Annotated in this window: 28 protein-coding genes, 1 tRNA gene, 1 pseudogene and 1 CRISPR repeat array (1 of these 31 cut by a window edge); of the genes and pseudogenes, 17 read left to right on the top strand and 13 right to left on the bottom strand. The window is 71.1% G+C overall.

What is annotated here, in order from left to right; translation table 11 throughout:
• The first annotated feature begins 3 nt into the window (after positions 1-3).
• The 15 genes from OTB19_RS22115 (at position 4) to OTB19_RS22045 (ending at position 12439) form a co-directional block, all read left to right on the top strand.
• On the top strand, positions 4-393 hold the full coding sequence (locus OTB19_RS22115) for a hypothetical protein (protein WP_267800098.1): 390 nt from the start codon (positions 4-6) through the stop codon (positions 391-393).
• Positions 390-707, top strand: coding sequence for a hypothetical protein (locus OTB19_RS22110; protein WP_267800097.1), 318 nt, complete (start codon positions 390-392; stop codon positions 705-707). Before OTB19_RS22115 ends, OTB19_RS22110 begins: the two co-directional genes overlap by 4 nt.
• On the top strand, positions 704-1057 hold the full coding sequence (locus tag OTB19_RS22105; RefSeq protein ID WP_267800096.1) for a minor capsid protein: 354 nt from the start codon (positions 704-706) through the stop codon (positions 1055-1057). The genes OTB19_RS22110 and OTB19_RS22105 overlap by 4 nt, the downstream gene beginning before the upstream one ends.
• Positions 1050-1478: a minor capsid protein gene (locus tag OTB19_RS22100; RefSeq protein ID WP_267800095.1), complete on the top strand. Its 429-nt coding sequence runs from the start codon at positions 1050-1052 to the stop codon at positions 1476-1478. Before OTB19_RS22105 ends, OTB19_RS22100 begins: the two co-directional genes overlap by 8 nt.
• Positions 1479-1489: 11 nt before the next feature.
• Positions 1490-1945 carry a phage tail tube protein gene (locus OTB19_RS22095; protein WP_267800094.1) on the top strand — a complete coding sequence of 152 codons (456 nt, stop codon included), beginning with the start codon at positions 1490-1492 and terminating at the stop codon, positions 1943-1945.
• A complete protein-coding gene (locus tag OTB19_RS22090) occupies positions 1942-2424 on the top strand; it encodes a hypothetical protein (protein WP_267800093.1) in 483 nt (160 codons plus the stop codon). Before OTB19_RS22095 ends, OTB19_RS22090 begins: the two co-directional genes overlap by 4 nt.
• Before the next feature lie 246 nt (positions 2425-2670).
• On the top strand, positions 2671-4893 hold the full coding sequence (locus OTB19_RS22085) for a phage tail protein (RefSeq protein WP_267800092.1): 2223 nt from the start codon (positions 2671-2673) through the stop codon (positions 4891-4893).
• Positions 4894-4895: 2 nt separating this feature from the next.
• Positions 4896-6206 (top strand): phage distal tail protein, encoded by a 1311-nt coding sequence (locus OTB19_RS22080; RefSeq protein WP_267800091.1) that lies wholly within the window; start codon positions 4896-4898, stop codon positions 6204-6206.
• 13 nt (positions 6207-6219) lie between these two features.
• The gene (locus tag OTB19_RS22075) at positions 6220-7221 is read left to right on the top strand and encodes a hypothetical protein (RefSeq protein ID WP_267800090.1); all 1002 of its coding nucleotides are present in this window, start codon (positions 6220-6222) and stop codon (positions 7219-7221) included.
• Positions 7218-8333, top strand: coding sequence for a hypothetical protein (locus tag OTB19_RS22070; protein WP_267800089.1), 1116 nt, complete (start codon positions 7218-7220; stop codon positions 8331-8333). The genes OTB19_RS22075 and OTB19_RS22070 overlap by 4 nt, the downstream gene beginning before the upstream one ends.
• Positions 8333-9058: a hypothetical protein gene (locus OTB19_RS22065; protein WP_267800088.1), complete on the top strand. Its 726-nt coding sequence runs from the start codon at positions 8333-8335 to the stop codon at positions 9056-9058. Before OTB19_RS22070 ends, OTB19_RS22065 begins: the two co-directional genes overlap by 1 nt.
• A 108-nt stretch (positions 9059-9166) precedes the next feature.
• Positions 9167-10750, top strand: coding sequence for a hypothetical protein (locus tag OTB19_RS22060; protein ID WP_267800087.1), 1584 nt, complete (start codon positions 9167-9169; stop codon positions 10748-10750).
• 71 nt (positions 10751-10821) lie between these two features.
• The gene (locus OTB19_RS22055; protein WP_267800086.1) at positions 10822-11781 is read left to right on the top strand and encodes an N-acetylmuramoyl-L-alanine amidase; all 960 of its coding nucleotides are present in this window, start codon (positions 10822-10824) and stop codon (positions 11779-11781) included.
• A 74-nt stretch (positions 11782-11855) separates the two neighbouring features.
• Positions 11856-12101, top strand: coding sequence for a hypothetical protein (locus OTB19_RS22050; RefSeq protein ID WP_267800085.1), 246 nt, complete (start codon positions 11856-11858; stop codon positions 12099-12101).
• Complete coding sequence (locus tag OTB19_RS22045; protein WP_267800084.1) at positions 12098-12439, top strand: hypothetical protein; 342 nt, start codon at positions 12098-12100, stop codon at positions 12437-12439. The genes OTB19_RS22050 and OTB19_RS22045 overlap by 4 nt, the downstream gene beginning before the upstream one ends.
• A 156-nt stretch (positions 12440-12595) precedes the next feature.
• Here OTB19_RS22045 and OTB19_RS22040 read toward each other — a convergent pair whose 3' ends face one another.
• Complete coding sequence (locus OTB19_RS22040; protein WP_267800083.1) at positions 12596-12814, bottom strand: DUF397 domain-containing protein; 219 nt, start codon at positions 12812-12814, stop codon at positions 12596-12598.
• Complete coding sequence (locus OTB19_RS22035; protein ID WP_324290535.1) at positions 12811-13674, bottom strand: helix-turn-helix transcriptional regulator; 864 nt, start codon at positions 13672-13674, stop codon at positions 12811-12813. The genes OTB19_RS22040 and OTB19_RS22035 overlap by 4 nt, the downstream gene beginning before the upstream one ends.
• 243 nt (positions 13675-13917) lie before the next feature.
• Between OTB19_RS22035 and OTB19_RS22030 the strand changes: the two genes are divergently transcribed.
• Both OTB19_RS22030 and OTB19_RS22025 read left to right on the top strand, forming a co-directional pair.
• A complete protein-coding gene (locus tag OTB19_RS22030) occupies positions 13918-14361 on the top strand; it encodes an ATP-binding protein (RefSeq protein ID WP_267800081.1) in 444 nt (147 codons plus the stop codon).
• A complete protein-coding gene (locus OTB19_RS22025; protein ID WP_267800080.1) occupies positions 14358-14822 on the top strand; it encodes a hypothetical protein in 465 nt (154 codons plus the stop codon). Before OTB19_RS22030 ends, OTB19_RS22025 begins: the two co-directional genes overlap by 4 nt.
• Positions 14823-15103: 281 nt before the next feature.
• Here OTB19_RS22025 and OTB19_RS22020 read toward each other — a convergent pair whose 3' ends face one another.
• From OTB19_RS22020 to OTB19_RS21970, 11 genes and pseudogenes are all read right to left on the bottom strand, one after another.
• Positions 15104-16768: a long-chain fatty acid--CoA ligase gene (locus OTB19_RS22020; RefSeq protein WP_267800079.1), complete on the bottom strand. Its 1665-nt coding sequence runs from the start codon at positions 16766-16768 to the stop codon at positions 15104-15106.
• A gap of 130 nt (positions 16769-16898) precedes the next feature.
• Positions 16899-17600, bottom strand: a pseudogene (locus OTB19_RS22015) (AMP-binding protein); the annotation flags it as partial.
• A 177-nt stretch (positions 17601-17777) separates the two neighbouring features.
• Positions 17778-18311 carry a SigE family RNA polymerase sigma factor gene (locus OTB19_RS22010; RefSeq protein WP_267800078.1) on the bottom strand — a complete coding sequence of 178 codons (534 nt, stop codon included), beginning with the start codon at positions 18309-18311 and terminating at the stop codon, positions 17778-17780.
• 211 nt (positions 18312-18522) lie between these two features.
• Positions 18523-19689, bottom strand: a complete 1167-nt coding sequence (locus OTB19_RS22005) for a lipid-transfer protein (RefSeq protein WP_267800077.1) — start codon at positions 19687-19689, stop codon at positions 18523-18525.
• Positions 19686-20075 carry a MaoC family dehydratase gene (locus tag OTB19_RS22000; RefSeq protein ID WP_267800076.1) on the bottom strand — a complete coding sequence of 130 codons (390 nt, stop codon included), beginning with the start codon at positions 20073-20075 and terminating at the stop codon, positions 19686-19688. The genes OTB19_RS22005 and OTB19_RS22000 overlap by 4 nt, the downstream gene beginning before the upstream one ends.
• A complete protein-coding gene (locus tag OTB19_RS21995) occupies positions 20072-21136 on the bottom strand; it encodes an acyl-CoA dehydrogenase family protein (RefSeq protein ID WP_267800075.1) in 1065 nt (354 codons plus the stop codon). The genes OTB19_RS22000 and OTB19_RS21995 overlap by 4 nt, the downstream gene beginning before the upstream one ends.
• Position 21137: 1 nt before the next feature.
• Complete coding sequence (locus OTB19_RS21990) at positions 21138-22193, bottom strand: bifunctional MaoC family dehydratase N-terminal/OB-fold nucleic acid binding domain-containing protein (RefSeq protein WP_267800074.1); 1056 nt, start codon at positions 22191-22193, stop codon at positions 21138-21140.
• Positions 22190-23431: an acyl-CoA dehydrogenase family protein gene (locus tag OTB19_RS21985; protein WP_267800073.1), complete on the bottom strand. Its 1242-nt coding sequence runs from the start codon at positions 23429-23431 to the stop codon at positions 22190-22192. The genes OTB19_RS21990 and OTB19_RS21985 overlap by 4 nt, the downstream gene beginning before the upstream one ends.
• A 244-nt stretch (positions 23432-23675) precedes the next feature.
• Positions 23676-23987: a hypothetical protein gene (locus OTB19_RS21980; RefSeq protein ID WP_267800072.1), complete on the bottom strand. Its 312-nt coding sequence runs from the start codon at positions 23985-23987 to the stop codon at positions 23676-23678.
• A 1142-nt stretch (positions 23988-25129) separates the two neighbouring features.
• Positions 25130-25558, bottom strand: a complete 429-nt coding sequence (locus tag OTB19_RS21975; RefSeq protein WP_267800071.1) for a DUF6344 domain-containing protein — start codon at positions 25556-25558, stop codon at positions 25130-25132.
• 384 nt (positions 25559-25942) lie between these two features.
• Positions 25943-26030, bottom strand: a tRNA-OTHER gene (locus tag OTB19_RS21970).
• Positions 26031-26102: 72 nt separating this feature from the next.
• A CRISPR array of direct repeats spans positions 26103-26848; the repeat unit is 29 nt; unit sequence GGGGTCATCCCCGCGGGTGCGGGGAGCAG (it continues 503 nt past the right edge of the window).

The raw sequence follows: 26848 nt of genomic DNA, 5'->3' as shown, positions 1-26848 counted from the left end.
CCGGTGGGCCGCGTCTACGCCACCCCCGAGCAGTTGGCCGCGTGGACCGGCACCCCGGCCCCACCGGCCGCCGAGCGGCTGCTCGCGCGGGCGTCGGAGGACATCGACGACGCCCTACTCAGCAGCGTGTACGCGGTCGACGGCATCGGCCTGCCGACCGATCCGGGCGTCGTGGGCGTCCTCGCCGACGCCACGTGCGCCCAGGTTGAGTACCAGCTCGCCACGGGCGACGACGGCACGGGCGCGGCGGGCCGGTGGGGAAGCGTCTCCATCGGCCCCGTGTCGCTCGGCGACCGGCGCGACAGCGCACAGGCAGCGGGCGACGTGGACCTCGCGCCGCGCGCACACCGCGCCCTCACGCGCGCGGGACTGCTGCCGGGGGTGATCTGGTGATCGTCCCCCGGTACCTGCTGCGCCACCGGATCACGGTCGAGCCGTACCTCGGCGACAGTGCGTACGGGCAGAAGTACGGGCCGCCGGTCGAGGACGTGCCCGCCCTGGTCGGAGAAACCATCCGGCTTGTCCGCGACCGCGAGGGCCGACAGGTCACGAGCACCGCGCAGATCATCGCCGAGCCCGGCCTCGACTGCCCGGCCGAGTCGCGGATCACCCTTCCCGACGGCCGGATCACCAAGGCGATCAGTGTCGCCCACCACACCGCGCCGGGCCTGCCGGTGCCGCAGTGCACGGAGGTGAGCGCCGAGTGACGCAACGCTCCCGCCTCAGATGGAACGGGGCCGCCGCTATGCGCGGCACCCGCGCCGGGGCCGTGCGAGGTCTGCGGATCGCCGCCGAGCACGTCCTTACCGAGTCGCGGAAGGTCGTCCCGATCGAAGAGGCCACCCTCGAACGCTCCGGGGTCGCCACGGTCGACGAGAGCCGCCTCACGGCCGCCGTTTCCTACGACACCCCGTACGCGATCAGGCAGCACGAAGAGATGAACTACCGGCACGACGCGGGCCGGACGGCGAAGTACCTCGAACGCCCCCTCACAGAGCAGGTCGACACGGTCGCCGAGATCATCGCGGCGCAGCTGCGGAGGTCGCTCCGTGGCTGACCTCGACCCGCTCGACGGCGTCGCGCGCCTGCTCGCCGCGCGCGGCCTGGTCACCTACGACCCGGACGGCACGACCGGCGATCTGTTCGTCGAGACGATGCCGCCCGCCCCCGATGCCGCGGTCGCCCTGTGGCTGTACGACGGCGAGGCCCCCGACACCCTCAACGCCTATGACCGGCCCCGGTTGCAGGTGCGCGTACGCGGCGGGCCGGACCCGCGCATATCGCGCCGTCGCTGCTGGCGGATCTACAGCGCGTTGCACGGCCTCGCGGGCGTGGAACTGCCCGACGGCACATGGCTTGTGCTCGCCGCCGCGCGAGCCACCCCGGCCCCGATGGGCCCCGATTCCTCCGGCCGACACGAGCACGTCGTGAATTTCGACCTCGACGTGTCGGCCCCCACCGACCACCGCACCGAATAGGAGGCCCCCGTATGGGCAGGCCCATCGACGCCCGAGGCTGGGAATTCGAGGTCGAGACCGCGACGGCGGACACCTTCGTACGCCTCGGCAAGCTGACTTCCTGGACCCACAACCCGGGCGAGAACGAAGAGACAGCCGACACGACGACTTTCGACAGCGAGGGATTTTACGAGCAAGACGTGATGCAGCGGGGCGCGACGATCGAGGTCAGCGGCCTGTACGCGGCCCTGTCCGGCACCCCCGACGCCGGACAGGACTACATCGACAAGACGTGGGCGTTCCGGTTCGGCGAGGAGTCGCGCGGGACGCTGCGGTACCGGCACGTGTCGCAGACCGCATGGACCGTGTGGGAATGCACGGTCACGCCCGGCGAGCAGGGCGGCGAGACCAACGCCAAGACCTCATGGGGTGCGACGTTCACCCGGTGCGGCGCACCGACTACCGCCGCGGTGGTGACGAACCCGTGACCGAGCAGCCGATCGAGCCGACCGAGGACGGCGTCGAGGTCGCCGACTTTGACGCGTTCTTCGCCGAGCAGTCCGAGCCCGAGCCCAAGGGCGTACCGCTCAGGCTGTACGGGCGCACGTACACCCTGCCCCCGACCCTGCCCGCCCTGTTCACTCTCCAGCTGCACCGCGTGCAGCACTCCGCCCGGCCCGAGGACATCCGCCGGCTGCTCGGCTCGATGTTCGGCCCGGACGCGGTCGACCACTGGACCGAGGCGGGCATGTCCGACCGTCACCTCGGCATCGTCCTGCTGTGGGCGACCGCCAACGTCGCCGAGGCTGGCGTCGTCTCCATGGAACGCGCCGCGCAGCTGTACGACGAGCGCGAGGCCACCAAGGGAAAAGCGGCACCGCGGCGGGCCCCGGCCAAGCCCCGGCCCAAGACCAAGCCCAAGCCCAAGGGCAAGGCCAAGCCGCGGAGTTCTGGCAAGCAGTCCTGACCAACTGGGGCGCGGTCGAGTCCGACCTCGCCCAGACCTACGGCCTGTCGGCCGAGGACATCGCGCGCCTGTCCACGCGCGCGTTCCTGGTCCGCCTGTCGGGCCTTCCCTCCGAATCCCGGTTCGCTCACGCGTGGCGCAGCACGCCCCGCGTGGTGTCGGACCCCGACGAAATCGCCCGGCTCACAGGGCGGTGACCGGCACAACAACTGAATAGCGCGCCGCGCGCGCGGTGGGGGGTGAACCTTGTCCCTCACCATCGGCGAACTGGTCGGATACATCGACCTCGACGACTCCGGGGCACAGCAGGGAGTCGACCGGACCGAGGCCGCTCTCGCCGGTCTCCAGCGGGACGCGGACGGCCGGTTGCGCGACATGCGCGGCCGGTTCATCGCGGCCGGTGCGGAGATGGGCGGCGCCCTCGGCGACGGCATCGGCGGGGGCGCCGAGGCAGCGGGGCGCGGCCTCGCCGGTATCGGCCCCCTGCTCGGCGTCGCGGCGACCAGCACGAAACTGCTCGCCGGCGGCGCCCTGGTCGCGGCGGGCGCGCTCGCCGCCGTCCCGCTCGCAGTGATCGGCCTCGGCGCGAAAGTCCTCGCCGAGAACGAGCAGGTCAAGGGCGCTTTTACCGACCTGTCCGAGCACGTCAAGGGCAAGATGCAGGAGCTTGCCGAGCCCCTGGTCAAACCCTTCGTTGCCGCTGCGGACCAGCTGGGCGGCATCTTCGACGCTCTCGCCCCGCAGATCGGCGCCCTGTTCGAGGGCGTCGCCCCGCTGGTCGGGCCGCTGGTCGAGGGCATCGGCGCACTGGCCAAGGGCGCGATGCCCGGTCTGGTCGCCGCCGTCGAGGCCGCCGGGCCCGTCATCGACGCGCTGTCGACCGGCCTCGGCGCGGTCGGCGAGGGCATCGGCGGGTTCTTCGAGGGCGTCGCCGCGGGCGCGGGCGGCGCGGCCGAGGGACTGGGCGGCCTGCTCGGCGCGGTGGGCGAGATCCTGCCCGCGCTCGGCGGCCTGATCGGTGCCCTCGCCGAGGCGGGCGGGCCGGTCCTGTCCGCTCTCGCGGGCGCGCTCGGCCCCCTGGTGTCGTCCCTCGCGGACGCCCTCGGCCCCGCGCTCGCGTCGCTCGGCCCGCCGCTCGCGCGGCTGGTCACGGCACTGGGCGAGGGCCTACAGCCGATCGTCGACGCGCTCGGCCCCGTTCTCGCCGCCGCGGCGGACGCGTTCGGCGTCCTGATCGACGCCCTGTCGCCGGTCCTGCCCATCGTCGGGCAGCTGATCGCGTCCCTGCTCCCCGCCCTTACGCCGCTGCTGACGGCGGTCGGGGATGTAATCGCCCAGGCCGCGCCGGTAGTCCTGCTACTGGCGAACGCCCTCGCGGGCGCGCTGCGGCCGATCCTGGCGCAGCTGCCGGGCCTGGTCGCCCCGTTCGCGACCGTCCTCGGCGATCTTGCGGAAACGGTCCTGCCGATCCTCGCTCGGCTGATCGTCGCCCTGTCCCCGGCCCTCGCCACGATCGGCGAGGCGTTCGGGCAAATCCTGGTCGCCCTCGCCCCGCTGCTGCCCGCCGTCGGCGAGCTGCTGATCGGCGCCCTCAACGCCTTGATGCCGATCATCGAGCCGTTGATCGGCCTGGTGGGACAGCTCGCATCCATCTTCGCGAACGGCCTCGCCGCCGTGATCGAACAGGTGGTCGTACCGATCATCACCGCCATCGTGGCGCTGCTGTCCGGCGACTTCGGCAAGGCGTGGGAGTTGGCCAAGACGGCCGTATCCAACGCCGGGAAGCTGATCGGGCAGGCCGCGACCAAGATCGGCGAATGGGTCGGCAAGGGCATATCCGCCGCCGTCGACTGGATCAAGGGACTGCCCGGCCGCGCGGCCTCGGCCCTCGGCCCCCTCGCGCTACAGCTCGCGGAGCGCGCACGGTCGGCCCTGTCCCGGTTCAAAGAAACGATCATCACAAAGGCCGGTGAGGCCATCGCGTGGGCCCGAGGACTGCCCGGCCGCATCGGCTCGGCGATCGGAAACCTCGGAAGCCTGCTGGTCGACAAGGGCAAGGACATCGTTCGCGGTCTGCTCAACGGCGTTAAAAGCATGGGCAGTTGGCTGAAATCCCAGCTGATCAGCTTCGCGAAAAACATGATCCCCGGCCCGATCGCGAAAGCGCTCGGAATCGCGTCGCCGTCCAAGGTGATGGCCCGGCAGGTCGGCCGGTGGATTCCTGCCGGTCTGGTGAAGGGGATTGAGGGCGGCGCGGGCGCGCTCGATCGCACCATGCGCAACCTGGTGACCCCGCCCGCGGTCCCGTCGTTCTCGCCCGCCATGGCGGGCGCGGGCGCGTTCGGGAACCCGTTCGCCGCCTCGGCGTCCGGCGCGACCGTTCACGTCGAGCACTGGCACGCCGCCGAGAACGGCACCCCCGACGACAACGCGAAAGCCCTCGCATGGCTCGCAAAGGCAAGGGGGTGACGATGGCTGTCGGCGACCAGGTCACCCGGCCCGGACAGGTGCAGTACGGCGACCTGCTGCTCGGCGCGGGCACCGCGTACCGGTGGCGCGGCATCACAGGGTGGGAGGAACTTCCCCCGCTGGATTCCGGGACCGTGCCGCGCAGCGACGCGCACGGCGCGTTCCCCGGCGGCCTGCTCGCACAGGCCCGGACGATCGGCCTTGAAGGGCTGGTCATCCGGGCCCCGCGGGCGTCCGTCGGCGCGGTCGTCGCCGCCCTCAACCGGGGCACGGTGCCGGTCGAGGACGAACTACCGCTCGTCGCGTGGCTCGACGAGCGCGGGCCCCTGCTCGCGTACGCGCGGGCGACCCGCCGGGCGATACCGGCGAGCCTCGGTTACCGGCTCGGCACGATCACGGGCGGCGCGCTGGAATTCGTCGCGACCGACCCGCGCCGGTACGGCCTGGTCGAGCAGGTCGCACCCGCGACCCTGCCCACCCCGGAAAGCGGCCTGGTCTGGGACACCGACCCCGAGCAGGTCCTCGAAGCCGAGCAGGCCGCCGGCGTCGGCGGGGTCTGGCGCTGGTGGACGAACGGCGACCCCGTCCTCGCCGGCGACAACGTCGGCACGGTGAGCGTGCAACCGCTCACCCCCGGCGGCGAACTGGTGTGGACCTCGCCCCACGGCAACTACGGGTGGCCGGTGTCCGTGGGCGCCGAGGTCGCGTTCACATCGGCACTCGCCGCCGCCCAGGGCGCGACGATCATCCTCCGGTGGTGGACTGCGGCCGGCGCGTACTTCGCCGACTCGACCGGCGACGCGGGCGACGGTTCGTTCACCGCGCCTACGCCCGCCGGGGCCGCATGGGTGCAGCCGGTCGTACTGCTCCCGGCCGCCCTCGCCGCGCCCGTCCCGGTCGGCACGTCGTCGCTGCTGATCGGCTCGCCGTCCGGCGGCCTGTCGTGGCCGCTCGACTTCGGCACGCCCGGCAGTACCGGCACGTTGTCGGTCGTCAACGACGGCGACGCCGCCACCCATCCCGTGATCGAGTTCCGGGGCCCGGTGGAACGCCCCTCGCTCACCAATGTGGATACAGGCGACGTGATCGAGTACGACATCCCCCTCGCCGCCGAGGACGTGCTCACCGTCGACACCGCGGCGGGCACGGTCACGCTCAACGCGACCGCCTCGCGCATCTACACCGCGACCTCGCGCTCGGTGCCAGAGCAGACATGGACGCTTCCGCCCGGCCCCTCACAGCTGCACTTCCGCGCCGCATCCGGCGCCCCCACCGCGACCGCGACCGTGCGCTACCGCCCGGCATTCTGGTAAGGAGACACCCCCTGTGACCGTGCGTTCCGCATGGCTGCTGCCCAAGGCGCAGACCCGTGAAGACACCCGCCTCGCCCCCGTATCGCCGGTCGCCCACGAGTCGCCGATCAGGGTCCGCGACGGCGTCCTACCGGGCGGCGACCCGTTCGCCGCGACCGGCGTCGCCGCAATGCAACTCCAGATCGGCGCCGGGCGCGCGTACGTGCAGGGCACCGACGCCCAGGGCGCGTACCCGATCGCCAACGACGGACCGGTCACCCTCACATTCACCGACGGCGACGCGCAGTTCGGCCGTATCGACACCGTCGCCGTGCGCGTGCTCGACGCCCTGTTCGACCAGGAAGGGCAGAACCTCGCCCGAATCGAGGTCGTGGTCGGCGCACCGTCCGCGACGCCGGTCCCGCCCACCCTGGAACCGGCGAGTCTGCGCCTGTGGGACGTGGCCGTACCCGCGGGCGCCTCGGCGGGCGTGGGCGGCATCAACTGGGGTTCCGCCCTCGGCGACCGCCGCCGCTACACCACGGCCGCCGGGGGCATCATCCCGCGCGGGTGGGGACTCGGATTCAACGGCTCGTACGACGGCCAGTACCGGGACAACGGCAGCGTGCTGGAACGCTGGAACGCGACGGCCGCTGAGTGGCAGGTCTACCGCGCACCGCGCCGGACCGAGTCGACCACGACCGGATTCGTCATCGCGTCCACGTACACGCTGAGCAGCTTCGCCGCCCGCCGCAACCCGGACGCGGGCGTCTGCTCGTTCGTGGCCGAGATCAGCCGCAAGGGCGCGCAGCTGGACGTACCGGCCGCCGGCAACATCAACGACGAGACGATGGGCACCCTGCCGAGCGGGTGGCGCCCGATCATCGACGCCGACATATCCGTGTCCGACGGATACGGCGAGGGCACCGCGCGCCTGTCAACCGGCGGAGTCATCACGCTGCGCACCTGGACCGGAAACGGCGCACTGCGCAACGACCGGAGTATCAGGGTGTCGAGCACCTACCTGCTGCCGTGACGGGGGGTGTCGTGCGCGCCGCGCCCCCGTACCGGGTCCTGTTCTGCGACCTGCGAACCGACCAGCTGCTCGACGCCCTGCCCGTACAGGGCGTCGCCCTGGACGACTACATAGGTAAGACCGGCCGGTTCACCGGCACCGTGCCGATCCCGAACCGCGCCATGGCCGAGCGGGCCCGCCGCGCGATCCTGCCCGGCCGAACCGGGATATGGGTCGAGCGCGGGCGCGACCTGTGGTGGGGCGGCGTCCTGTGGACACTCTCCCTCGCCTCGGACAGCCGCGGTTACCTCGGCGCCCAGATCCAGGCCGGCGGGTGGGAAAGCTACCTCTACCGGCGGTTGCTGTACGACACGCAGATCGCCGAGGCCGTCGATCAATTCGACATCGCTCGCGGCCTGGTGGACTACGCGCAGAACGCGACCGGCGGCGACATCGGCATCACGTACGACACGGACCCGTCCGGCGTCGCGCGCGACCGCACGTACCTACGGTACGACCTGCCCAGCATCGGCGACCTGCTCGACGACCTCGCCGCCGTCGAGAACGGGTTCGAGTGGCGCATCGCGAGCTTCCGCGACAGCGACGGCCGCCGGATCAAGCGGTTGCAGCTGGGACACCCGACGATCCGTACGGGCGCGTCCGAGGTCGTCCTCGACCATCCGGGGCCGGTCCTGTCCTACACGTGGCCAGTCGACGCCACCCGCAAGGCGAACGCGTGGCAGACGCGCGGCGCCAGCATCAACGACAACCAGGCCGCCGACAGCTACCCGCTTACCTCGCCGGTCCTGCTCGCCGACGACGACCTCGCCGCCGGGTGGCCGCGCCTCGACGGATCGAGCGATTACACGACCGTCGAGCGACAAAGCACCCTCGACGCCTACGCCCGCGCCGACTGGACCGCCGCCCGCAACCCCGTGACCATCCCGGAAATCACGGTCCGGCTCGGCGGCGCGATCACGCCCGGCCTGGTCGGCTCGACCATCCGTCTCCGCATCCGCGACCTGTGGCACCCGACCGCGCTCGACGCCCGGTACCGCGTGATCGGCATCAGCGTGAGTCCGCCCGAGCGCGGGCGCTCCGAAACCGCGCAGCTCTACTTGGAGGCCCCGTAATGCCGTTCGTCCCACAGGACGTACTCGACCGGATCGCTGCCCTCGAACGCGAGGTACGGCAGCTGCGCGGACGCGCACAGATGCGCCCCGCCCTCAATCAGGTAATGGCCGGCGACGTAGTGATCGGCGAGGGCGGGCAGCTGATCGCCCAGACCCCCGGCGGACAGCGGACGTTCATCGTCGGTCAGACCCCGCAGGGCGATTGGGGTGTCGGCCTCGGCCGCGAAAGCGGCACCGCCGCCCTGACCGTCGGCGACGACGTGAACAGCGCCGACGCGCAGATGATCCGCATGTGGTCGCGCGACGGCGAGGTCATCGTCATGGATGACGCGTACGCCGACGGATTCCTCGGCCGCCCGTCGATGCCCATCCCGATGCAGTCGACGGCTGGGCAGCAGACCGCCAACACCAACACCACAACCGCATGGACCGGCGCGAGCAGGCTCATGAACTCCGTTCTGTACGCAGCGTTCGAGACCTACACACCCGCCGGGACCACGGCCGACGTGCAGTTCGAGGACAGCGACGGCGTGATCGAGTCGTGGGTCGCGAACACCTCGAACGGCTGGACCTTCCGGCAGATCACCAAGCCGGTCCGACAGACCTTCATGGACCACGTCAACTACCGGTTGAAGCACTCCGTACGGACCGGCAACGGCCCGATACAGACGAACTGCCTCGGCGTCTACACCCGGAACGCGTTCACCGCAGCGGAGGCCCCGTGACCACGCCCGCGCCCGATCCCGCCCCGGACGCCGCAAGCAGCGGCGCGATGCCCGAACCAGGCAACGACCCCCACACCTACGCACCGCCGACCATGGAGGAAACCCCCGATGCCGCTCCCCGAGGGGATACCGACAGTCCAGTTGACGGGCCGGTTCCTCACCCCTGACGGCCGCCCACTCACGGGACAGGTCGTGTTGCGGGCCCCGTCCCTGGTCACGTTCGGCGCATACGACGTGATCCTCGGCGGGCCCGTTACCGCGCCGCTCGACTCCACAGGGGCGTTCGAGGTCGTCCTACCGGCGACCGACGCACCCGGCATGAACCCGAGCGACTGGTCGTACCAGGTCGCCGAACAGCTCGCGGGCGTCGCCGTGAACCGCGTCTATCAGATCCTCTTGCCCGCCGAGTCGCCCGCGGTCGACCTCGCCGACATCGCGCCGACCGACCCCTCGACACCGTCCTACGTCGCCGTACGCGGCGACAGCGCGTACGAGGTCGCCGTCGAGCAGGGGTTCGCTGGGACCGTCGCCCAGTGGCTCGCGTCCCTGGTCGGCGCTCAGGGCGTCAAGGGCAACATCGGCAGCACCGGACCGGCGGGCGCCGACGCGTACGCGGTCGCCGTCGCCGCCGGCTACAGCGGCACCCGCGCCCAGTGGCTCGCGTCCCTGGTCGGCGCCAAGGGAAGCACGGGCAACACGGGTGCGACCGGTACGCCCGGAGCGGCCGGCACGCCGGGAGCGCCGGGCGTCGTGCAGTCCGTCAACGGGCAGTCCGTCGCCGCGGTCGTCCTCACCGCCGCCGACGTGGGCGCCATCCCAGCGACCGCCGCCGGTGCCGCGAACGGCGTCGCGCAGCTGGGCACGGACGGGAAGGTACCCGCCGCCCAGCTGCCGACCAGCAGCGGCGGGGGTGCTGTGTCCTCGGTCAACACCCAGACCGGCGACGTAGTCCTCGCCGCCGCCGACGTGGGAGCGGCGACCGCCGGGCACACGCACACGGCCGCCGCCGTGGGAGCCCTCGCCACGACCGCGCGCGCCGCGGCGAACGGCGTCGCTTCCCTCGACGCCTCGACCCGGCTCCCGATCGCACAGGTACCGACCGCCGTCCCCAAGAACGTATGGACCCCGCAGGCCCTCGGTTTTCAGGCGTGGGCGTGCGACCCGTACGGCGTGGCCAACCCCGCCGCGAAGTACCTCGCCCCGCAGCGCCTCTACCTGACCGGCGTAAACATCACGGAGCCGACCACGGTCACCAAGGCCGTGATGTTCGCCCGCGGGTACGGGGGCGTGACGACCAACCGCTACATGGCCGGCATCTACCGCGAGGACGGGACGCGCGTCGTCGCGTCGAGCGCCGTCGCGCTCACCATGGCCGGTCAGGAAACCGGCACGCTCCCCGCCATGGACGCGAACCACATCGGCGCCGTGCCCCTGTCGTTCACCTCGACCACGCTCGCCCCCGGCCGGTACTGGGTGGCGTGGCTCATGACCGTGGGCGGCACGGCCGATTTCGCGTTCTTCCACGTGCAGAACGAGGCGCCCGTCGCCGCCGCCAACTTCTTCATGACCACGACCCCGTTCCCGCGCGCGTGGTACGTCGCGGCACAAAGCACGCTCCCCACCACGGTGAGCCCGACGGCCGCGACCGCGCTCTCTGACCACGACATCCCGATCGTGGCCCTCGCCGCCTGATCGCACCCCGCTCGACCCGTACGCCCCGGCACCGCGCCGAGGGCGTTTTTTCATGTCTGGAGACACCCCCTATGGCATCCCCCCTGTCCGCGACCGCGTTCCGCGACGCCATCAAGCGCGAGGGCGTGAGCGTCGTCAAGGTCGGTTCGTGGCGCACCCACAACCGCAACCACAAGGGCGCGTGGGGCCCGCTGCGCGGCGTGATGATCCACCACACCGTGACCACAGGCACCGCGCACAGCGTCGCCCTGTGCCGCGACGGACACAGCACCCTGCCCGGCCCCCTGTGCCATGGCGTCATCGACAAGACCGGCACTGTGCACCTGGTCGGCTACGGCCGCGCCAACCACGCGGGCAGCGGCGACGACGACGTACTCGACGCCGTGATCGCCGAGCGGTCGCCGCTCCCCGCCGACAACGAGGCGAACACCGACGGGAACAGCGCGTTCTACGGGTTCGAGGCGATCAACCTCGGCGACAACGTCGACCCGTGGCCCGAGGACCAGGTCGAGGGCATCGCCCGCGCCGCCGCCGGTATCTGCCGCGCGCACGGGTGGGGCGCCGAGTCCGTGATCGGACACTCGGAGTGGCAGCCGGGCAAGATCGACCCGCGCGGCCCGATCGGCAAGAAGGGCGGGCCCGCCCTCACCATGGACAAGATCCGGGCGCGCGTCGCCCATCTGCTCGACGACGACACCGCGCCGAGCAAGCCGAGCACCCCCTCGCAGCCGAGCAAGCCGGCCGCGAAGGTCGTCGACCTCTCGCAGCTGATCACCGCCGCCCGGCGCGACCCGGCCAAGTCCGGTACTCCCGTGGCGTACGCGGGCGCCCGGATCGTCGAGGACGCCCTCGCCGCCGAGGGACTGCTCGCCCGGAAGTACGTCGATGGGCATTTCGGCTCGACGACCGTCGCCGCATACCGCAAGTGGCAGCAGCGATGCGGGTACAGCGGCGCCGCCGCCGACGGCATCCCCGGCCGCGCCTCCCTCGACGCCCTCGCGCGGAAGCGCGGGTTCACCGTCACCGCGTGACCACGCCTTCCCCCTACCCGCCCGCCCCGCGAGGTTCGCCGGGGCGGGCCCACCCAGAACAGGAGCACCACCGCATGACCGACGCCAACAAGCGCACCGTACGGACCGTCATACAGGGCATCGTCGGGTTCGCCGTCGCCCTGCCCGCCATCGTGGACGCGTCCGGCGTGCCCGAGTCCCTGCCGTGGGTCGCCGCCGGTCTCGCCGCAGCCGGCGGCCTCGCCCGCATCATGGCCCTGCCGAGCATCGAGGCCCTGCTCGACCGGTTCGGCCTCGGCCTGGTCGACACCGCGCCGGACGCCGGGGGCACCCCGAAGTGACCAGCCCCTCACCGTCCGACCCCGCAGCGGTCGCCGTTGAGTTGGAGAGGATCAGGCGCACGATCGAGGTCGGGTTCACCCGCACCGACGGCGCCCTCGCACTGCTCATGCAGCGCCACGACCACACCGACGAGCAGATCAAGGACCACACCCGGCGACTCGACGACCACGACGTACGCCTCGACATCGTCGAGCGCGGCGAGACCGAGCGCCAGAAGCGGGACATAGCCCGGCTCGACGCCCTCGAACGCGCCCGGTGGCCCCTGCCGAGCATTGCCGCCCTGGTCGGCCTGGTCGGCCTCGCACTCACCCTGTGGCAGCTCGCCACCCGTACATGAGCAACGCCCCCCGTACGGCCGTCTGTGGCCGTACGGGGGGCGTTGTCTTGTTCCCCCGGCGGCCTGCTCGCCGTAGGCTCGCGCCCAGGGCCCGCACGACGGACGGCCCGCCCCCGAATGCCGCGGGGGCGGGCCGTCGTTGCGTACGTGGCTCCCTTACCTCTGGCTGAACTCTCCGGCCGCCGCCGCCGCGGCGAAGGACGACAGCGCGGCGCGGCCGAACAGCAGCGCGGGCCCGTGCGGGTCCTTGCTGTCCCGAACGGCCACCGTCTCGGCACTTACGATCCCGCACTCGACGCACTGTGCCCCGCTGTCGCTGTACGTGGACTTCCACCACGTCACGGGCAGGGTGGAGGCGTCGTCAACATGTGTCATGCGTTCTTCCTTATCTCGGTAATCAGTTCCGCCGAAGCCTCGACCGAGAGCGCGGCGGAGGTAAGCCGTTGCCAGGCATCCCGGTGAGCGGCGACCTGCTCGCGTTCCTCGACGTACAGAGCCGAGGTCAACCCCTCCGTGTGAACCACGTCGAGGTCAGCATGGGGGCCGAAGCCCAGAACGGTGAAGCTGCCCAGCTGCCCGACATGCAACGGCGCGTTGGCAGGCAACACCTGTACGTTCACGTTCGGCCGCTTCCCCATGGCCAGCAACCGGCCAAGCTGCTCATGCATCACGCCGTCGCCCTCGGACGTTGAGCGTAGGGCCTGCTCGGCGACGATCGCCCACAGGGCGAGCGGGTCCTCGCGGGTCAGCACAGCTTGCCGCGCGAGGCGCACCTCGACCAAGGCATCGACACGCGCCTCGACTGCCTCAGACATGGCCGTTGCCCGGATGATCTCACGGGCGTACTCGCCGGTTTGGAGCAGGCCGGGGATCACACCCAGCTGCCACGACGACACCGATTCGGCCTCGGCCTCAAGGCTGATCAGATCCTCATACACGGGCGTGAGGACGCCCCGGTACGAGTGCCACCAACCGCGCTGCGCGCCTTCCTTGGTGAGCGTGAGCAGCGCGGCGCGCAGTTCGTCGCTTACCTCCCGGCCCAACGTGACGTACAGGTCGAGCAGGGCGTCGATGTCCTTTGCCTTGGCCGGACTCTTCGCCGTCTCGATCCTCGACAGCTTGGAGTACACGAACAGGCCATCGGAACGCTCGGCGACCTCTTCGAGGGTGAGTTCGGCGCGCAGCGCTCGCAGCTTCGCACCGAGGCGCCGACGGCGCACTGTAGGCGCACTCACGTTCTTCCCCTCCCCTTCGGTGACTTGCTCGACAGTCTGCCCGCACCCGTCATCGGCTGTCACCTGCGTACTTAACACACTGCGCTCCCCTCCTACCGGCATATGCAGATTTCTACGATGTCACGATAGGGCTTGCACTACGGAGAGTTGAGGGAGCAATCTGTTGTGACGAAAGGTCAAAGCTGCCCGGAGCGTGCTACGAAATACCTGCGCGCTCTGGCGCTCACCCGTGAGGGGACAAGCATGATCGAACTACAGCGGGCCGGTCTGCCCGCCTGCTGCACACCACCTGTCGGCCCGCCGCCGATTCTCTTACTGCCTGGCGAACCCCAATCCGCCAAAGCGGCGCGCGAGTTCGTACGCGAGTTCGTCACGTACCACGTTCCGGGCGCGTCCGAGGACTACCTCGACACGGCGGTACTGGTCACGTGCGAGCTGGTCACCAACTCGATTCGCTACGGCACCGAACCCGAGGACTCCGTACGCGTCGTGCTCGACGCCGACGACAGCCGGACACGCATCGAGGTACACGACCCCGTGCGCCGACAGCCCCGGCCCCGCCCCGAGTCCGAGCACCGCGACCGCGGGCGAGGGTTGATCATCCTCAACGCCCTATGCCCCGGCTCATGGGGAGTCGACGACATCCCGATGGGCAAGTCGGTGTGGGCGGAGGTGAAGGGATCATGACCACGCCCGAGACCATGGCCCCACCCGGCCCCGGGTTCGTCTCCGGTATCCACCTCGCGACCGGCATCCACAGAACCGGGGCGTTCACCCTCGCCCAGCTGATTGCCTACCACGTGCCGCCCCGTCTCGCGCACGAGAGCGCCGAGCGCATCGCCGAGGGAATGCGGTCGTTCGCCGACGCGCTGCGCCTCGGCCCGAGCGACGCACACCCGCCGCACATCGGGCACCGCATCCGCATACGGCGCGGTAAACCGTGGCTCGACTACGGCGACGACACGTACCGGCTCTGCGTGCCCGCGGCTCCGTCATGGGCACGCCTGGTCGCCACCGGCAAGCCACTGCGCATCTGCGTCCTGCTCGACCCGCTCGACGCCGGGGCCAGTCAAGAGGAGATCGGCGCGCACGCACGCGGGTCCTTCGAACGCAGCACGATGCGGTGGGGCACGACGTACCACGTGTGACCGGCTCGCAAATGGGGCCGCCCCGGAGTGATGCATACCCCGGGCCGACCCACGCGCCGAGCGTACAAGGCAGCACCCGGCCCCCCACAGGGGTTCAGCCACCTGCGGCGCGCGTCCCGTGGCGCGCGTCCGACGCCCCCCGCTACCCACCCCAGTGAGACGGTAGCGGGGAGGCCCGCCGTCGCTGTTTCCCCCGCGCGGCGCGGCGGGCCGGACGGAACGGCCCCGGTACCTGGTGAGGTACCGGGGCCGCGTCCTGCTCGGCATGGGGCCGTTGGCTGTCAGACCCGCGCGACCTGCAACTCGCCGTCCGCGTAGCGTCCGCGCAACACCTTCTTGTCGAACTTCCCAACGCTCGTCTTGGGCACCTCAGCCACCAGGGCCCACCGTTCCGGCAGCTGCCACCGTGCGATCCCGTTGGAGGCAAGGTGTTCCCGCAGGGCGGACCAGTCAGCCGCGGCACCCTCCCGGAGCACCACGGTTGCCAACGGCCGCTCTCCCCACTTCTCATCCGGGACGGCCACGACGGCGGCCTCGGCAACGTCGGGGTGGGACATGAGGACGTTCTCAAGTTCGACCGACGAAATCCACTCGCCGCCCGACTTGATCACGTCCTTTGCCCGGTCAGTGAGGGTCAGGTATCCGTCTGCGCTGATCGTCCCGACATCGCCGGTCTTCAACCATCCGTCCTCGCTGAACTTGTCAGCCGGACGCGTGGCCTCGCCCTCGATCCCGCCGAAGTACGCGCCGGCGATCCACGGCCCGCGCACTTCCAACTCACCGGCCGACGCGCCATCCCACGGAAGTTCTTCGCCGCCCGGACCAATGAGGCGCCCCTCGACGCCCGCCGGAAAACGGCCCTGAGTGAGCCGATAGGCGAACTCTTCCTCGGAGCCGGGCGCCACCTTGGCCGGCGGCCTCGCTACCGTGCCCAGCGGCGATGTCTCGGTCATGCCCCAGGCGTGGAAGACCCGCATTCCGATATCGTCGAATGCCTTCATCAGGGCAGGGGGGCAGGCCGAGCCGCCGATCGTAACCTGAGTCAGGGTGCTGACATCACGCGGTTTCGCGGTCAACTCAGCAAGCAATCCTTGCCAAATGGTGGGCACAGCCGCGGCGTGCGTCGGTCGCTCGCGCTCGATCATTTCGGCGATCGGGCCGGGCTGCAAGAACCGATCGGGCATCAGCATGTTCACGCCGGTCATGAACGCCGCGTGAGGCAAACCCCACGAATTGCAGTGAAATTGCGGGACGATCACAAGCGAAAGATCCGCGTCAGTGAGCCCCATCGACTCGGCCATGTTGACTTGCATGGAGTGCAGATAGATGGACCGATGCGAGTACGCGACCCCCTTCGGCTCGCCGGTCGTCCCGGACGTGTAGCAGAGCGAGGCCGCCCGCCGCTCGTCCAGCTCTGGCCAGTCATAGGCCGTGGGGTGCCCCGCGAGCAGTTCCTCGTACTCGTGCACGTGCACGCCGGTAGCCGCGGCCAACGCCGCACGGGCATCGTCCGCCACCGCGCCGGACACGACCACGTGCTCAAGCCGTGGCAAGTTCGGAAGGATCGGGAGCAGCAACCCGACCAACGAGCCATTGACCAAGATCACCTTGTCGCCCGCGTGGCGCGCGATGTAACTCAGCTGGTCCGCCGGAAGCCGCAGATTCAGGGTATGGAGCACTGCGCCCATGGACGGCACAGCAAAGTACGCCTCCACATGCTCAGAGTTGTTCCACATCAAGGTTCCCGTAACGTCACCCTCGCCGACACCCAGCTCACGGAGCGCGTGAGCCAGCTGCGCGGCACGCGCGCCCACCTCGGCGAAGCTGCGCCGTCGCGCCGCGCCCGACCCCGTCCAGGTGATGACCGACGACGAACCGTGGACCCGTACGCCGTGCCGCAGGATGCGGCTCACAGTCAACGGGGCGTCCTGCATGGTGCTAAACATGGCGGCCTCCCGCGAGCACGCGACCGGCACCGCTGTTGCCACAGGCCGCGCGGTGCGTCACTTTCCCCCGTGGCCTATGCGGTGAGCAGGTCAACCGGCCTCGCCGCCCTGATGCCCCTTTAGGCCCACAGACGTGGAACTGCGGAACGACGACGAGCGTGGTGTCCCGGTCCGTCAGACCCATCGACTCGGCCATGTTCACCTGCATCGAGTGCAGGTAGACGGAGCGGTGCGAGTAGATGACGCCCTTGGGGTCGCCGGTGGTGCCGGAGGTGTAGCACATGGCCGCGGCCTGGCGCTCGTCCAGCTCGGGCCAGGCATAGGTGTCCGGGCGCCCCGCCAGGAGTTCCTCGTACTCGTGCACGCGCACGTCGAGGCCTTCGAGCCCGGAGCGGTCCCCGACGCCCGCGACGACCACGTGCTCGATGGTGGGCAGGTGCGGCAGCAGCGGGACCAGGAGCGGGAGCAGGGTGCCGTTGACCAGCACGACCCGGTCGGCCGCGTGGTTGACGATGAAGACCAGCTGCTCGGGAGGCAGTCGCAGGTTCAGCGTGTGCAGAACGGCGCCCATGGAGGGAATCGCGAAGTACGCCTCCACGTGTTCGGCGTTGTTCCACATGAGGGTCGCGACCCGGTCGTCCTGCCGGACGCCGAGTTCGTCGCGCAGGGCGTTGGCGAGGCGGGTGGCGCGGGTACCGATCTCGGCGAAGCTGCGACGATGCGGCTCGGCCTCCCCGGTCCAGGTCGTGACCTGGGACTTCCCGTGGATCGTCATCCCGTGCTGGAGTATGCGGGTGACGAGGAGCGGTACGTCCTGCATCGTGCTCAGCAAAGCGTCCTCCCGGTGAGCGCTGCGGCGCTGCGGCGGCTACGGATGCTGCCGATTCTGCGCACGTACCGGTCGGCATGTCACTACCTCACGGGTGGAAACCCTGGCGATGTTTCACGTGAAACGGCGCACGGTGACGGGCGTCCTGTTGTTTCACGTGAAACACGGTGACACGCGTCCTCATCGGACGACGGTGAGTTCCGGGTCCTCGCGCAGCTTGACCAGGGCGCGGGAGACCGCGCTCTTGACCGTGCCCACCGATACCCCGAGCAGCTCGGCGGTCTGCGCCTCGCTCAGGTCCTCGTAGTAGCGGAGCACCACCATCGCCCGTTGCCGGTCGGGCAGCCGGGTCACCGCGCGCCACATGGCGTCGCGCAGCGCCTGCGCCTCCGCGGGGTCGGTGGCCGGCGGCTCCTCGCTCTCCGGAAGCTCGTCGCAGACGAACTCGTCCACCTTGCGCTTGCGCCACTGCGAAGTGCGGGTGTTGACCAGCGCCCGCCGCACGTAGCCGTCGAGGGCCCGGTGGTCCTCGATGCGGTCCCAGGCCACGTACGTCTTGGCCAGGGCCGTCTGCAGCAGGTCCTCGGCGTCGCAGGGGTTGGCGGTGAGGGAGCGCGCGGTGCGCATCAGGACCGAGCCGCGGGTCCGGACGTACGCCGAGAACGACGGGTACGTCGTCGGATTCGAGGCGAGTGTGCACACAGGCGTGGTCATGGCTCCACGCTAGGAGCGGAGCGGGCCCACCGGATCGGCCGCAGGTGCCGAAGCGGGGTCCGTCTCAGGTTGTAGGGCCGGGCCGTGCCCCACCTCCTGAAGGTGGAGGAGGCGGCCCGCGCCCGCCCGTTCCCGGGCCTTGGTCGACTCCCCGCCCCGACCGTCGCTCGATGGCCGCTCGGCCGCCGTCGGCCGTCCGTCAGCCGCCCCGTCAGTCGTCGGCGCCGAGGATCAGGGCCGAGGTCGGGACCCCGGTGCCGGCGGTGACCAGGGTGTGCGCGGCGCCCGGAACCTGGTTGACGGAGGTGCCCCGCAGCTGGCGGACGGCCTCCGCGATGCCGTTCATGCCGTGCAGGTACGCCTCGCCGAGCTGGCCACCGTGGGTGTTCAACGGCAGGGCGTCGGCGGCGACGAAATCGGCGGCCTCGCCGGGTGCGCAGAAGCCGAACTCCTCCAGTTGCATGAGCACGAACGGGGTGAAGTGGTCGTAGAGGATGCCGACGTCGATGTCCGAGGCGCGCAACCCGCTGGTCCGCCACAGTTGGCGGGCGACCACGTTCATCTCGGGGAGACCGGTGAGGTCGTCGCGGTGGAAGGAGGTCATGGCCTCCTGGCGACGACCGGCGCCCTGGGCGGCGGCGGTGATCACGGCGGGTTTCCGGCGCAGGTGACGGGCCCGCTCGGTGGTGGTGACGACGATCGCCTGTCCGCCGTCCGTCTCCTGACAGCAGTCCAGCAGCCGCAGCGGTTCGACGATCCACCGCGAGGCCGCGTGATCGGCGAGGGTGATGGGCTTGCCGTGGAAGTACGCGGCGGGATTGCTGGCGGCGTGCCGCCGGTCGGTGACCGCGACATGGCCGAAGGCCTCGGGGGTCAGGTTGTAGCTGTGCAGGTAGCGCTGGGCGGCCATCGCCACCCAGGAGGCCGGGGTCAGCAGTCCCCACGGCAGGGACCAGCCCAGTGCCGCCCCCTCCGCCGAGGGCTCGCGCTGCTGGACGCCGGAGCCGAAGCGGCGGCCGGAGCGCTCGTTGAAGGCGCGGTAGCAGACCACCACCTCGGCGACGCCGGTGGCGACGGCGAGGGCGGCCTGCTGGACGGTGGCGCAGGCCGCTCCGCCCCCGTAGTGGATACGCGAGAAGAAGGAGAGGTCCCCGATGCCGGCCGCCTGCGCGACGGTGATCTCGGGGCTGGTGTCCATGGTGAAGGTGACCATGCCGTCGACGTCGGCGGGGCTCAGTCCGGCGTCGTCCAAGGCGGCGTGGACGGCCTCCACGGCCAGCTTCAGTTCGCTGCGGCCGGAGTCCTTGGAGAACTCGGTCGCGCCGATGCCGACGATGGCGGCGCGGCCGCCGAGACCGTCGCGGGTGCGGACGCTCATGCCGTGTCCCCCAGGGTGACGGTGACGGTTCCCGTGACGTGCAGGCCGACGCCGTTGGCGCCGACGACACGGATCTCCGCGGTGTCCCCGTCGCGGGCGACGACGGTCGCGGTGAGGGTCATGGTGTCGCCGGGGTGGTTGGGGGCGCCGAGGCGGATGGCCACCTTGCGCAGCACCGCGGACGGTCCGAGGTGGTCGGTGACGTACCGGCCGACCAGACCGTTGGTCGTCAGGATGTTCATGAAGATGTCCGGGGAGCCCTTCTCCCGCGCGAGCTCCGCGTCGTGGTGCACGTCCTGGTAGTCGCGGGAGGCGATCGCACCGGCGACGATCAGCGTGCGGGTGACCGGGATCTCCAGCGGCGGCAGCGTGTCGCCGACGTTCATGCGTCGTCCTCCTCGGGTGTCGCGGCGCCGGCGGGCACCGGGTCCGAAACGAGCGCGCCCAGCTCGGCGAGCAGTTCACTGCCGCAGCCCAGGTACGCGTCCAGTTGGCGTCCCCACAGGAAGTGCCGGTGTACGGGATGGTCCAGGTCGGCGCCCATGCCGCCGTGCAGGTGCTGGCCCGCGTGAACGACCCGCTTGCCCGCCTCCGAGGCCCACCAGGCCGCCGTGAGCGCGTGCTCGCGCGCCGGCAGGCCCGTGTCGATCCGCCATGCCGCCTCGTACGCGGTGACGCGGATCGCCTCGGTGTCCATGTACGCGTCGGCGGCGCGCAGCATCACCCCCTGGTTGGTGGAGAGCGGCCGGCCGAACTGTTCGCGGGTGGAGGTGTACTCCACGGCGCGGGCCAACGACCCGGCGCAGACGCCCGCCTGGAGGCCCGCGAAGGCGGTGCGGGCGGCGGACAGCACCTCGTCGTGGGCCCGCGGACCGCCGAGCCGTTCGCCCCGCGCCCCGGCCAGGGACAGCGCGCCGGCCGCCCACGGCGCGGTCGTCTCCACCGCCGAGATCCGCACACCGGGCGCGTCCGTCGCCACGAACCACAGCGCCCCGGCCGCGTCCGGCACCAGGACGTGCGTGGCGTCGCGCAGCCAGGGCACGGCCGGCGCGGTACCGGTGAGCCGGCCGTCGGGGTCGGCGGTGATCCGGCCGCGCGCCGGAAAAGCGCCGGTGGCCACCACCTCGCCGGTGCCCAGGGCGGGCAGCAGACGGGCACGTTGCGCGGGACTGCCGTGGCGGGCCACGGGGAGGACTCCGTACGCGCAGGTGGCCGCGTACGGAACCTGCGCGGTGGTGCGGCCCTGCTCCTCCAGCAGCAGCACCAGGCCGAGCAGCCCGACCTCCTCCACGGCGGCGATCAGCCCGGCAGCGGTCAGGGCCTTCCAGAGCTCGGCGTCACTGCCGGTGCCGGCGGCGGCGAGGCGTTCGTGGGTGGCGAGGTCCCGGAAGATCCGCGCGGCGAGACCGACCGCGGCGGCCTGCTCCTCGGTGGGGTGGAAGTCCATGTCAGCCCGCCTCCGCCCGAAAGACGGGGAGTTCGAGCGTGTCGTCGACGCGCAGGAACTCCAACTGGACCGGCAGACCGATGCGGACCTTGTCGTACGGGACGCCGGTGATGTTGCTGATCATCCGGACCCCCTCGGCGAGTTCGACGAGCGCGACCGCGTACGGGGGGTCGAAGGCCGGGAACGGCGGGTGGTGCATGACCACGTACGAGAAGACCGTGCCGGCGCCGCTCGCCGGGACCGTGTCCCAGTCGGGGGAGGCGCAGGCGTTGCAGCCGGGGAGCCAGGGGAAGCGGAGCGTCGAGCAGGCCGTGCAGCGCTGGATCAGCAGAGTGTGGTCGCGGACGCCGTCCCAGAAACCCTGGTTGTCGCGGTTGATCACGGGACGGGGGCGGGCGGGTCGGGGGGAGTGGCCTTCCTGGCGCGGCCGGGCGGGTTGCTTCGGCTGCCGGGTCCGGTTCGGGGCGGGCGCGTACTTGAGGATGCGGAAGCGGTGGGTGCCGGCGAGTTCGCCGTTCGCGTGGACGTCCATCCGGGTCGTCACGAAGTACCCGGCACCCAGCTTGGTCGTCTTGCGCGCCGACACCGACTCGATGACGGCGTCGAAGGTGACGCGGTCGCCGGGGCGCAGCGGACGGAGGTACTCCTGCTCGCAGTCGGTCGCCACCACGGAGGTACAGCCCGCGCCGTCGAGGAGCAGGAGGAGTTCGTCGTAGGCGGAGGAACGGTCGGTGTGCCCGGAGAGCCCGCCCATCGTCCAGGCCTGGAGCATGGTGGGCGGGGCGATGGCGTCCGGGCCGGCGTAGGCGGGGTTGGTGTCCCCCATCGCCTCGCACCAGTGGCGGATCATCGGCGCGTTGACCGCGTCCTTGGCCCGCCCCCCGGTGGCGGCGGGCTTCCCCTCGAAGGCCGTCAGCCGGGCGTGGAACCGGGCCTCCGCTGCCGCGGCATCCGGCGCTGCCTCTGTCGATGCGTGCGGGGGCGTACCCGCCGCTGCCCGTGTGGAGGCGTGCGGGGGCGTGCCCACCGCCGCGCCTTCGGCTCCGTCGGCCGTCATCGCTTCCTCCCCTTCATGCCGAGCCGCATCATGGCGACGATCTCCCGCTGGACCTCGCTGACCCCGCCGCCGAAGGTGTTGATCTGGGCGGCCCGGTTCAGGCGCTCCAGCTCGCCTCCGGCGGAGGCCGAAGGGCCCCGGATCAGCGCCTCCTCGCCGACGACCTCCTGGCACATTCGGTACACCTCCACGGTGGACTCGGTACCGAGGAACTTCACCCCGCTCGCGTCGCCCGGGGCCAGGGCTCCGCTGCCCACGTCCTGGACCAGGCGCCAGTTGAGAAGGCGTACGGCAGCCAGTCGGGCATGTGCCTCGGCGAGCCGGGACCGTACCCAGGGACGGTCGGCGGGCCGTTCGCCGGTGACCGGGTCGGGGGTCCGGGCGTGCGCGAGGGCGCGGTCGTAGAAGTCCTCCGCCTGCATGCCGATGGCGGCGAGGGCCACGCGTTCGTGGTTGAGCTGGTTCGTGATCAGCCCCCAGCCGCCGTGCTCGGGGCCGACCAGGTTGCCGGCGGGGACGCGGATGGAGTCGTAGTAGGTGGCGGTGGTGGTGAGGCCACCGACGGTGTCGATGGGGGTCCAGGCGAAGCCGGGGGCGTCGGTGGGGACCAGGATGATGGAGATGCCCTTGTGTTTGGGGGCCTCGGGGTCGGTGCGGCAGGCGAGCCAGATCCAGTCGGCGTTCTGGGCGTTGGACGTGAAGATCTTCTGGCCGTCGATGATCCAGTCGGCGTCATCGCCCCGGGCGGCTTCTGCCGGCTTTGCTGGGGCTCCTGAGTCTGCTGGGGCTGCTGGGGCTCCCGGGTCGGCGCCTTCGTGGCCTACGGCGCGTACGGCGCGGGTGCGGAGCGAGGCCAGGTCGGTGCCGGCTTCGGGCTCCGAGTAGCCGATGGCGAAGACGATCTCCCCGGCGAGGATCCGGGGCAGGAAGTAGTCCTTCTGCTCCCGGGTCCCGTACTTCATCAGGGTCGGGCCGACGGTGTTGAGCGTGACCATGGAGACGGGCGCGCCGGCCCGGTAGGCCTCGTCGAAGAAGACGAACTGCTCGTCGGAGCCCCTGCCTTGACCTCCGTACTCGACGGGCCAGCCGAGGCCGAGCAGCCCGTCGGCGCCTATGCGGCGCAACAGGGCACGTTGTGCGGTCGGTTCCTCGGGAGGCCCGTCCGGCATCAGGGTCCCGAAGTACTCCCTCAGCTCGGCGCGGAGCCGCAACTGTCCTTCGGTCGGGGCGAGGTGCACGGCGCGGGCCTCCCGGCATCACATCAACGGAGACCTGACTGTCCGTCAGATTGGCTGTGGATGTCAAGGTCCACCGAGGCGCCGTCGCAGTGGGACGGCGACCGCGGCCCGTCGCGGCAGGACGCGCACGGCCGGCGGTCCGGACCGGGAAACGCCGGAGGGCGCCTGCGCTACCGGACCCCAGCCGGTCCGGTCACACAGACGCCCCCCACACTCATCGCGACTCAGGCCGCATGCGGAACGATCAGAACAAGGGGAAGAAGTTCACCGCCACGTTCGGGTTGTGCTGCTGGATCGCGGTGAAGGCCGAGCCGTTGACCTGCGCGGTGTTGTTCTGGTTGGACGCACCGGAGCCGGTGGCGACCTGCTGCGACGTGGAGGAGTTGCCGTTGTTGTTGCCACCCACGCCACTGCCGACGATGCTCGCGCCGCTCGCATTCGATCCGTCGTTCGCGAACGAGCCGTTGTCGGCCGTGGCCACACCGCCGAACAAGGCGACGGCGAGCGGAAGAGCGGCGACGGCGGCGATGACGCGGGCGGTACGGATGCTTGCCATGTCTTTATCCTCCAGAAAACCGAAGTGGACTTCACACCCGGGCAGTTGGCCGACCGACCCGGTCATTACGTGTGGTGACGACGTCGCGACATCAGAGTTGCCCACCGAATCCCCGGCGAACCACCCCGGAGCCGCTGATTCCACCGCAAGCATGAGCAACATCGGATAAACCCCATTCGTGCCCCGAGCGCCCCAGGTCAGCGCCTCCCCAGGCTCCGAAACCCCTGCGACACCAGTGCGGAATCGTTCCGCCAAATCACCGCACCCCGGACATGCCAAAAAGGGTCGCGCCCTCCGGGACCTGCGACCCTGCGTCACCTTGGGACGTCACGCTTCGCGCCCCCTGCACGCCCCCGGCGCCCGCCGGGGTGAACGGTCCATGCCCACGCTCCGGGGCACGTCGTGGCGCGATCCACGGTCGCGTGCGACCGGGCTCCAGCGCCTACCGCTCCATGTACTGCCGCCGTACCACCGCGCCGGATGCTGTCGTGCGGGCGGCGCCTTGCGCCACCGCGTGGACGTTCCGTCGCGCCGTTGTACCGGCGTTCACCGTGTCGTTCGTCTTGTCGTTCGCCTTGTCACTCGCCTTGTCGCTGGCCTTGCCGTTCGTCTTGCCGTTCGTCTTGCCGTTCGCCGTGTGGTGCGTCCTGCCGCTCGACCTACGTGGCCGCGCCGCCTTGCCGCCCGCACGAAACCGGTGCCCTGCTCGTCGTACCGCTCCGCTGTCTTACGACGTCGGCGCGCTGCCGCCGTACTGCCCTGGCGGCCCTTGTCCGTACTGCCGGCTTCACGGACTGCTGTCCCGGACTCTCGACGTCTCGCCGACTGGCCGCGCTTCCGTATCGCCGTACTGCCGTAACGCCGTGCTGCTCTGCTCTGCTGCTCTACGTCTGCGTTGCTCTGCTCTGCGTTGCTTTGCTGCTCTGGGTTGCCGCGTTATTGCGCTGCTGGGTTGCTGCGCTGCTGCGTTCCTGCGCTGCCGTATCGCCGTACCGCTGCGCTTGATCCGTCTGCCCGGCGTAGGCGCGTACGCCTGCCCGTCCGGGCGGTGCTGCTCCGTACCCACCGTTCCGTACCCACGACGTTCACGGCCCCTACCAGGGCCAGGCGATTGCGCGAGCACAAGTGGCGCACGGCGATGGCTACGCGGCGAGCGCCATGCCTCGTGCGGCGGTTCCGGCCGAGGTGGTCGCGGCGACCGTGGCGACGGATGCGGCAGGGGCGAGAGGGGCGATCGGGGTGGCACCGTCGACCGGGCTGACGGCGGTCCCGGCGTTCCCGGCGGCAAGGGCAGTGGTCGAGCGACGGACGGACGGGGTCTTGCCGTGGGCCTCGGCCCGGATCCGCTGCTTGATGGTGGGCGGGAGCGAGCCTCCCCGCATCATCGCCCGCCACGTCCGCCGGGCCATCACGGCCGGCCGGCGCACCGTGGCGGTCGGAACCACCGGAGCGGAGAAGGGGGCGGCGGCGGCCGGGGCCGCCTTGGCGCCGAGGCCGAGGGCGGCGAAGAGTGCCACGAGTGCGGCGAGGACGGCGGTCCAGATGGATGTGACGCTGCTGCGGTGTGCCATGACGGGTTGCCTCATTTCGCGATGTTCCGACGGGCCGATCTGAATACATTCGCCATGATGTGGGCGCAACCGGAACACCTCCACCACGCGCGCCGATCTTCCGACAAACACCACTCAGAAGGCCCAAAGCGCCCTTTCAGGCCCGCGAAACGCACTGGTGGAGGCCCCGGAGCGACGGCACGTCACAACCGCCGGAAGGGCAGGACGGGCGGAAGAAAGGTCAATTGGCCGGCGCGCGACAGCCTCCGCGCCGCTCGCCTCGACGGCTTCCACCCGGCCGTGGTCGAGCGCGCTCCCGCCTTCCGTGATAGCGGGTGGACGCCGAAGGGGCGCCCCTGACAAGGGGCGCCCCTTCTGATCAGAACGCTGTCTGACCTGCTGCGGTGGGTGTGGGATTTGAACCCACGGTGACATCGCTGCCACGACGGTTTTCAAGACCGTTCGCGTGGCGTAACTGCTCCCTGCTCTCACCTGGGTCTTTGGCTCTCACACCTGCTCTTTGGCAGTCATGCTGGCCGGAGGTTGGCCACAGCCACGAGTATTCGGCTTCATCCCCGCGGGTGCGGGGAGCAGATCGGGCGGCCTTTCGGTTGGCGGGTCGGCTGGGGGGCATCCCCGCGGGTGCGGGGAGCAGCGCTTGAAGTCGAGCACCACAAGCTGGGAGCCGGGGCCATCCCCGCGGGTGGGGGGAGCAGAGTCAGGGGTAGTCCGGTGTCCCGGGCCACACGGGGTCATCCCCGCGGGTGCGGGGAGCAGCAGTTGGTCTCCGCGACCCACTTCAGGGTGGCGGGGTCATCCCCGCGGGTGCGGGGAGCAGACCGCCCGGCGTCGCGGCGATGGCGTGGTCCAGGGGTCATCCCCGCGGGTGCGGGGAGCAGACCGTGTTGACGATCGCCACGCTTGAGCACCTGGGGTCATCCCCGCGGGTGCGGGGAGCAGGGCGGCCTTCCGATCGTGGCTATGAACGCGCAGGGGTCATCCCCGCGGGTGCGGGAAGCAGACCACCTCCAGCGCCTCGCGCAGGGCCTGTGCGGGGTCATCCCCGCAGGTGCGGGGAGCAGGGGGCTGTTGGCGTCTCCGTAGAAGGGGGTGGGGGGTCATCCCCGCGGGTGCGGGGAGCAGTCCGGGATCAGCGGGTCCAGTAGGCCTTGGCCGGGGTCATCCCCGCGGGTGCGGGGAGCAGTGGATAAGCGCGTCAAGAAAGGCCGACTTCCCGGGGTCATCCCCGCGGGTGCGGGGAGCAGGGGCCGGTGTCCGGGATGCCGGCGTACTGCCGGGGGTCATCCCCGC

This window comes from Streptomyces sp. H27-H5 (genome assembly GCF_026627505.1).
Classification (GTDB): Bacteria; Actinomycetota; Actinomycetes; order Streptomycetales; family Streptomycetaceae; genus Streptomyces.
This window is presented reverse-complemented; position numbering and strand designations above follow the sequence as displayed.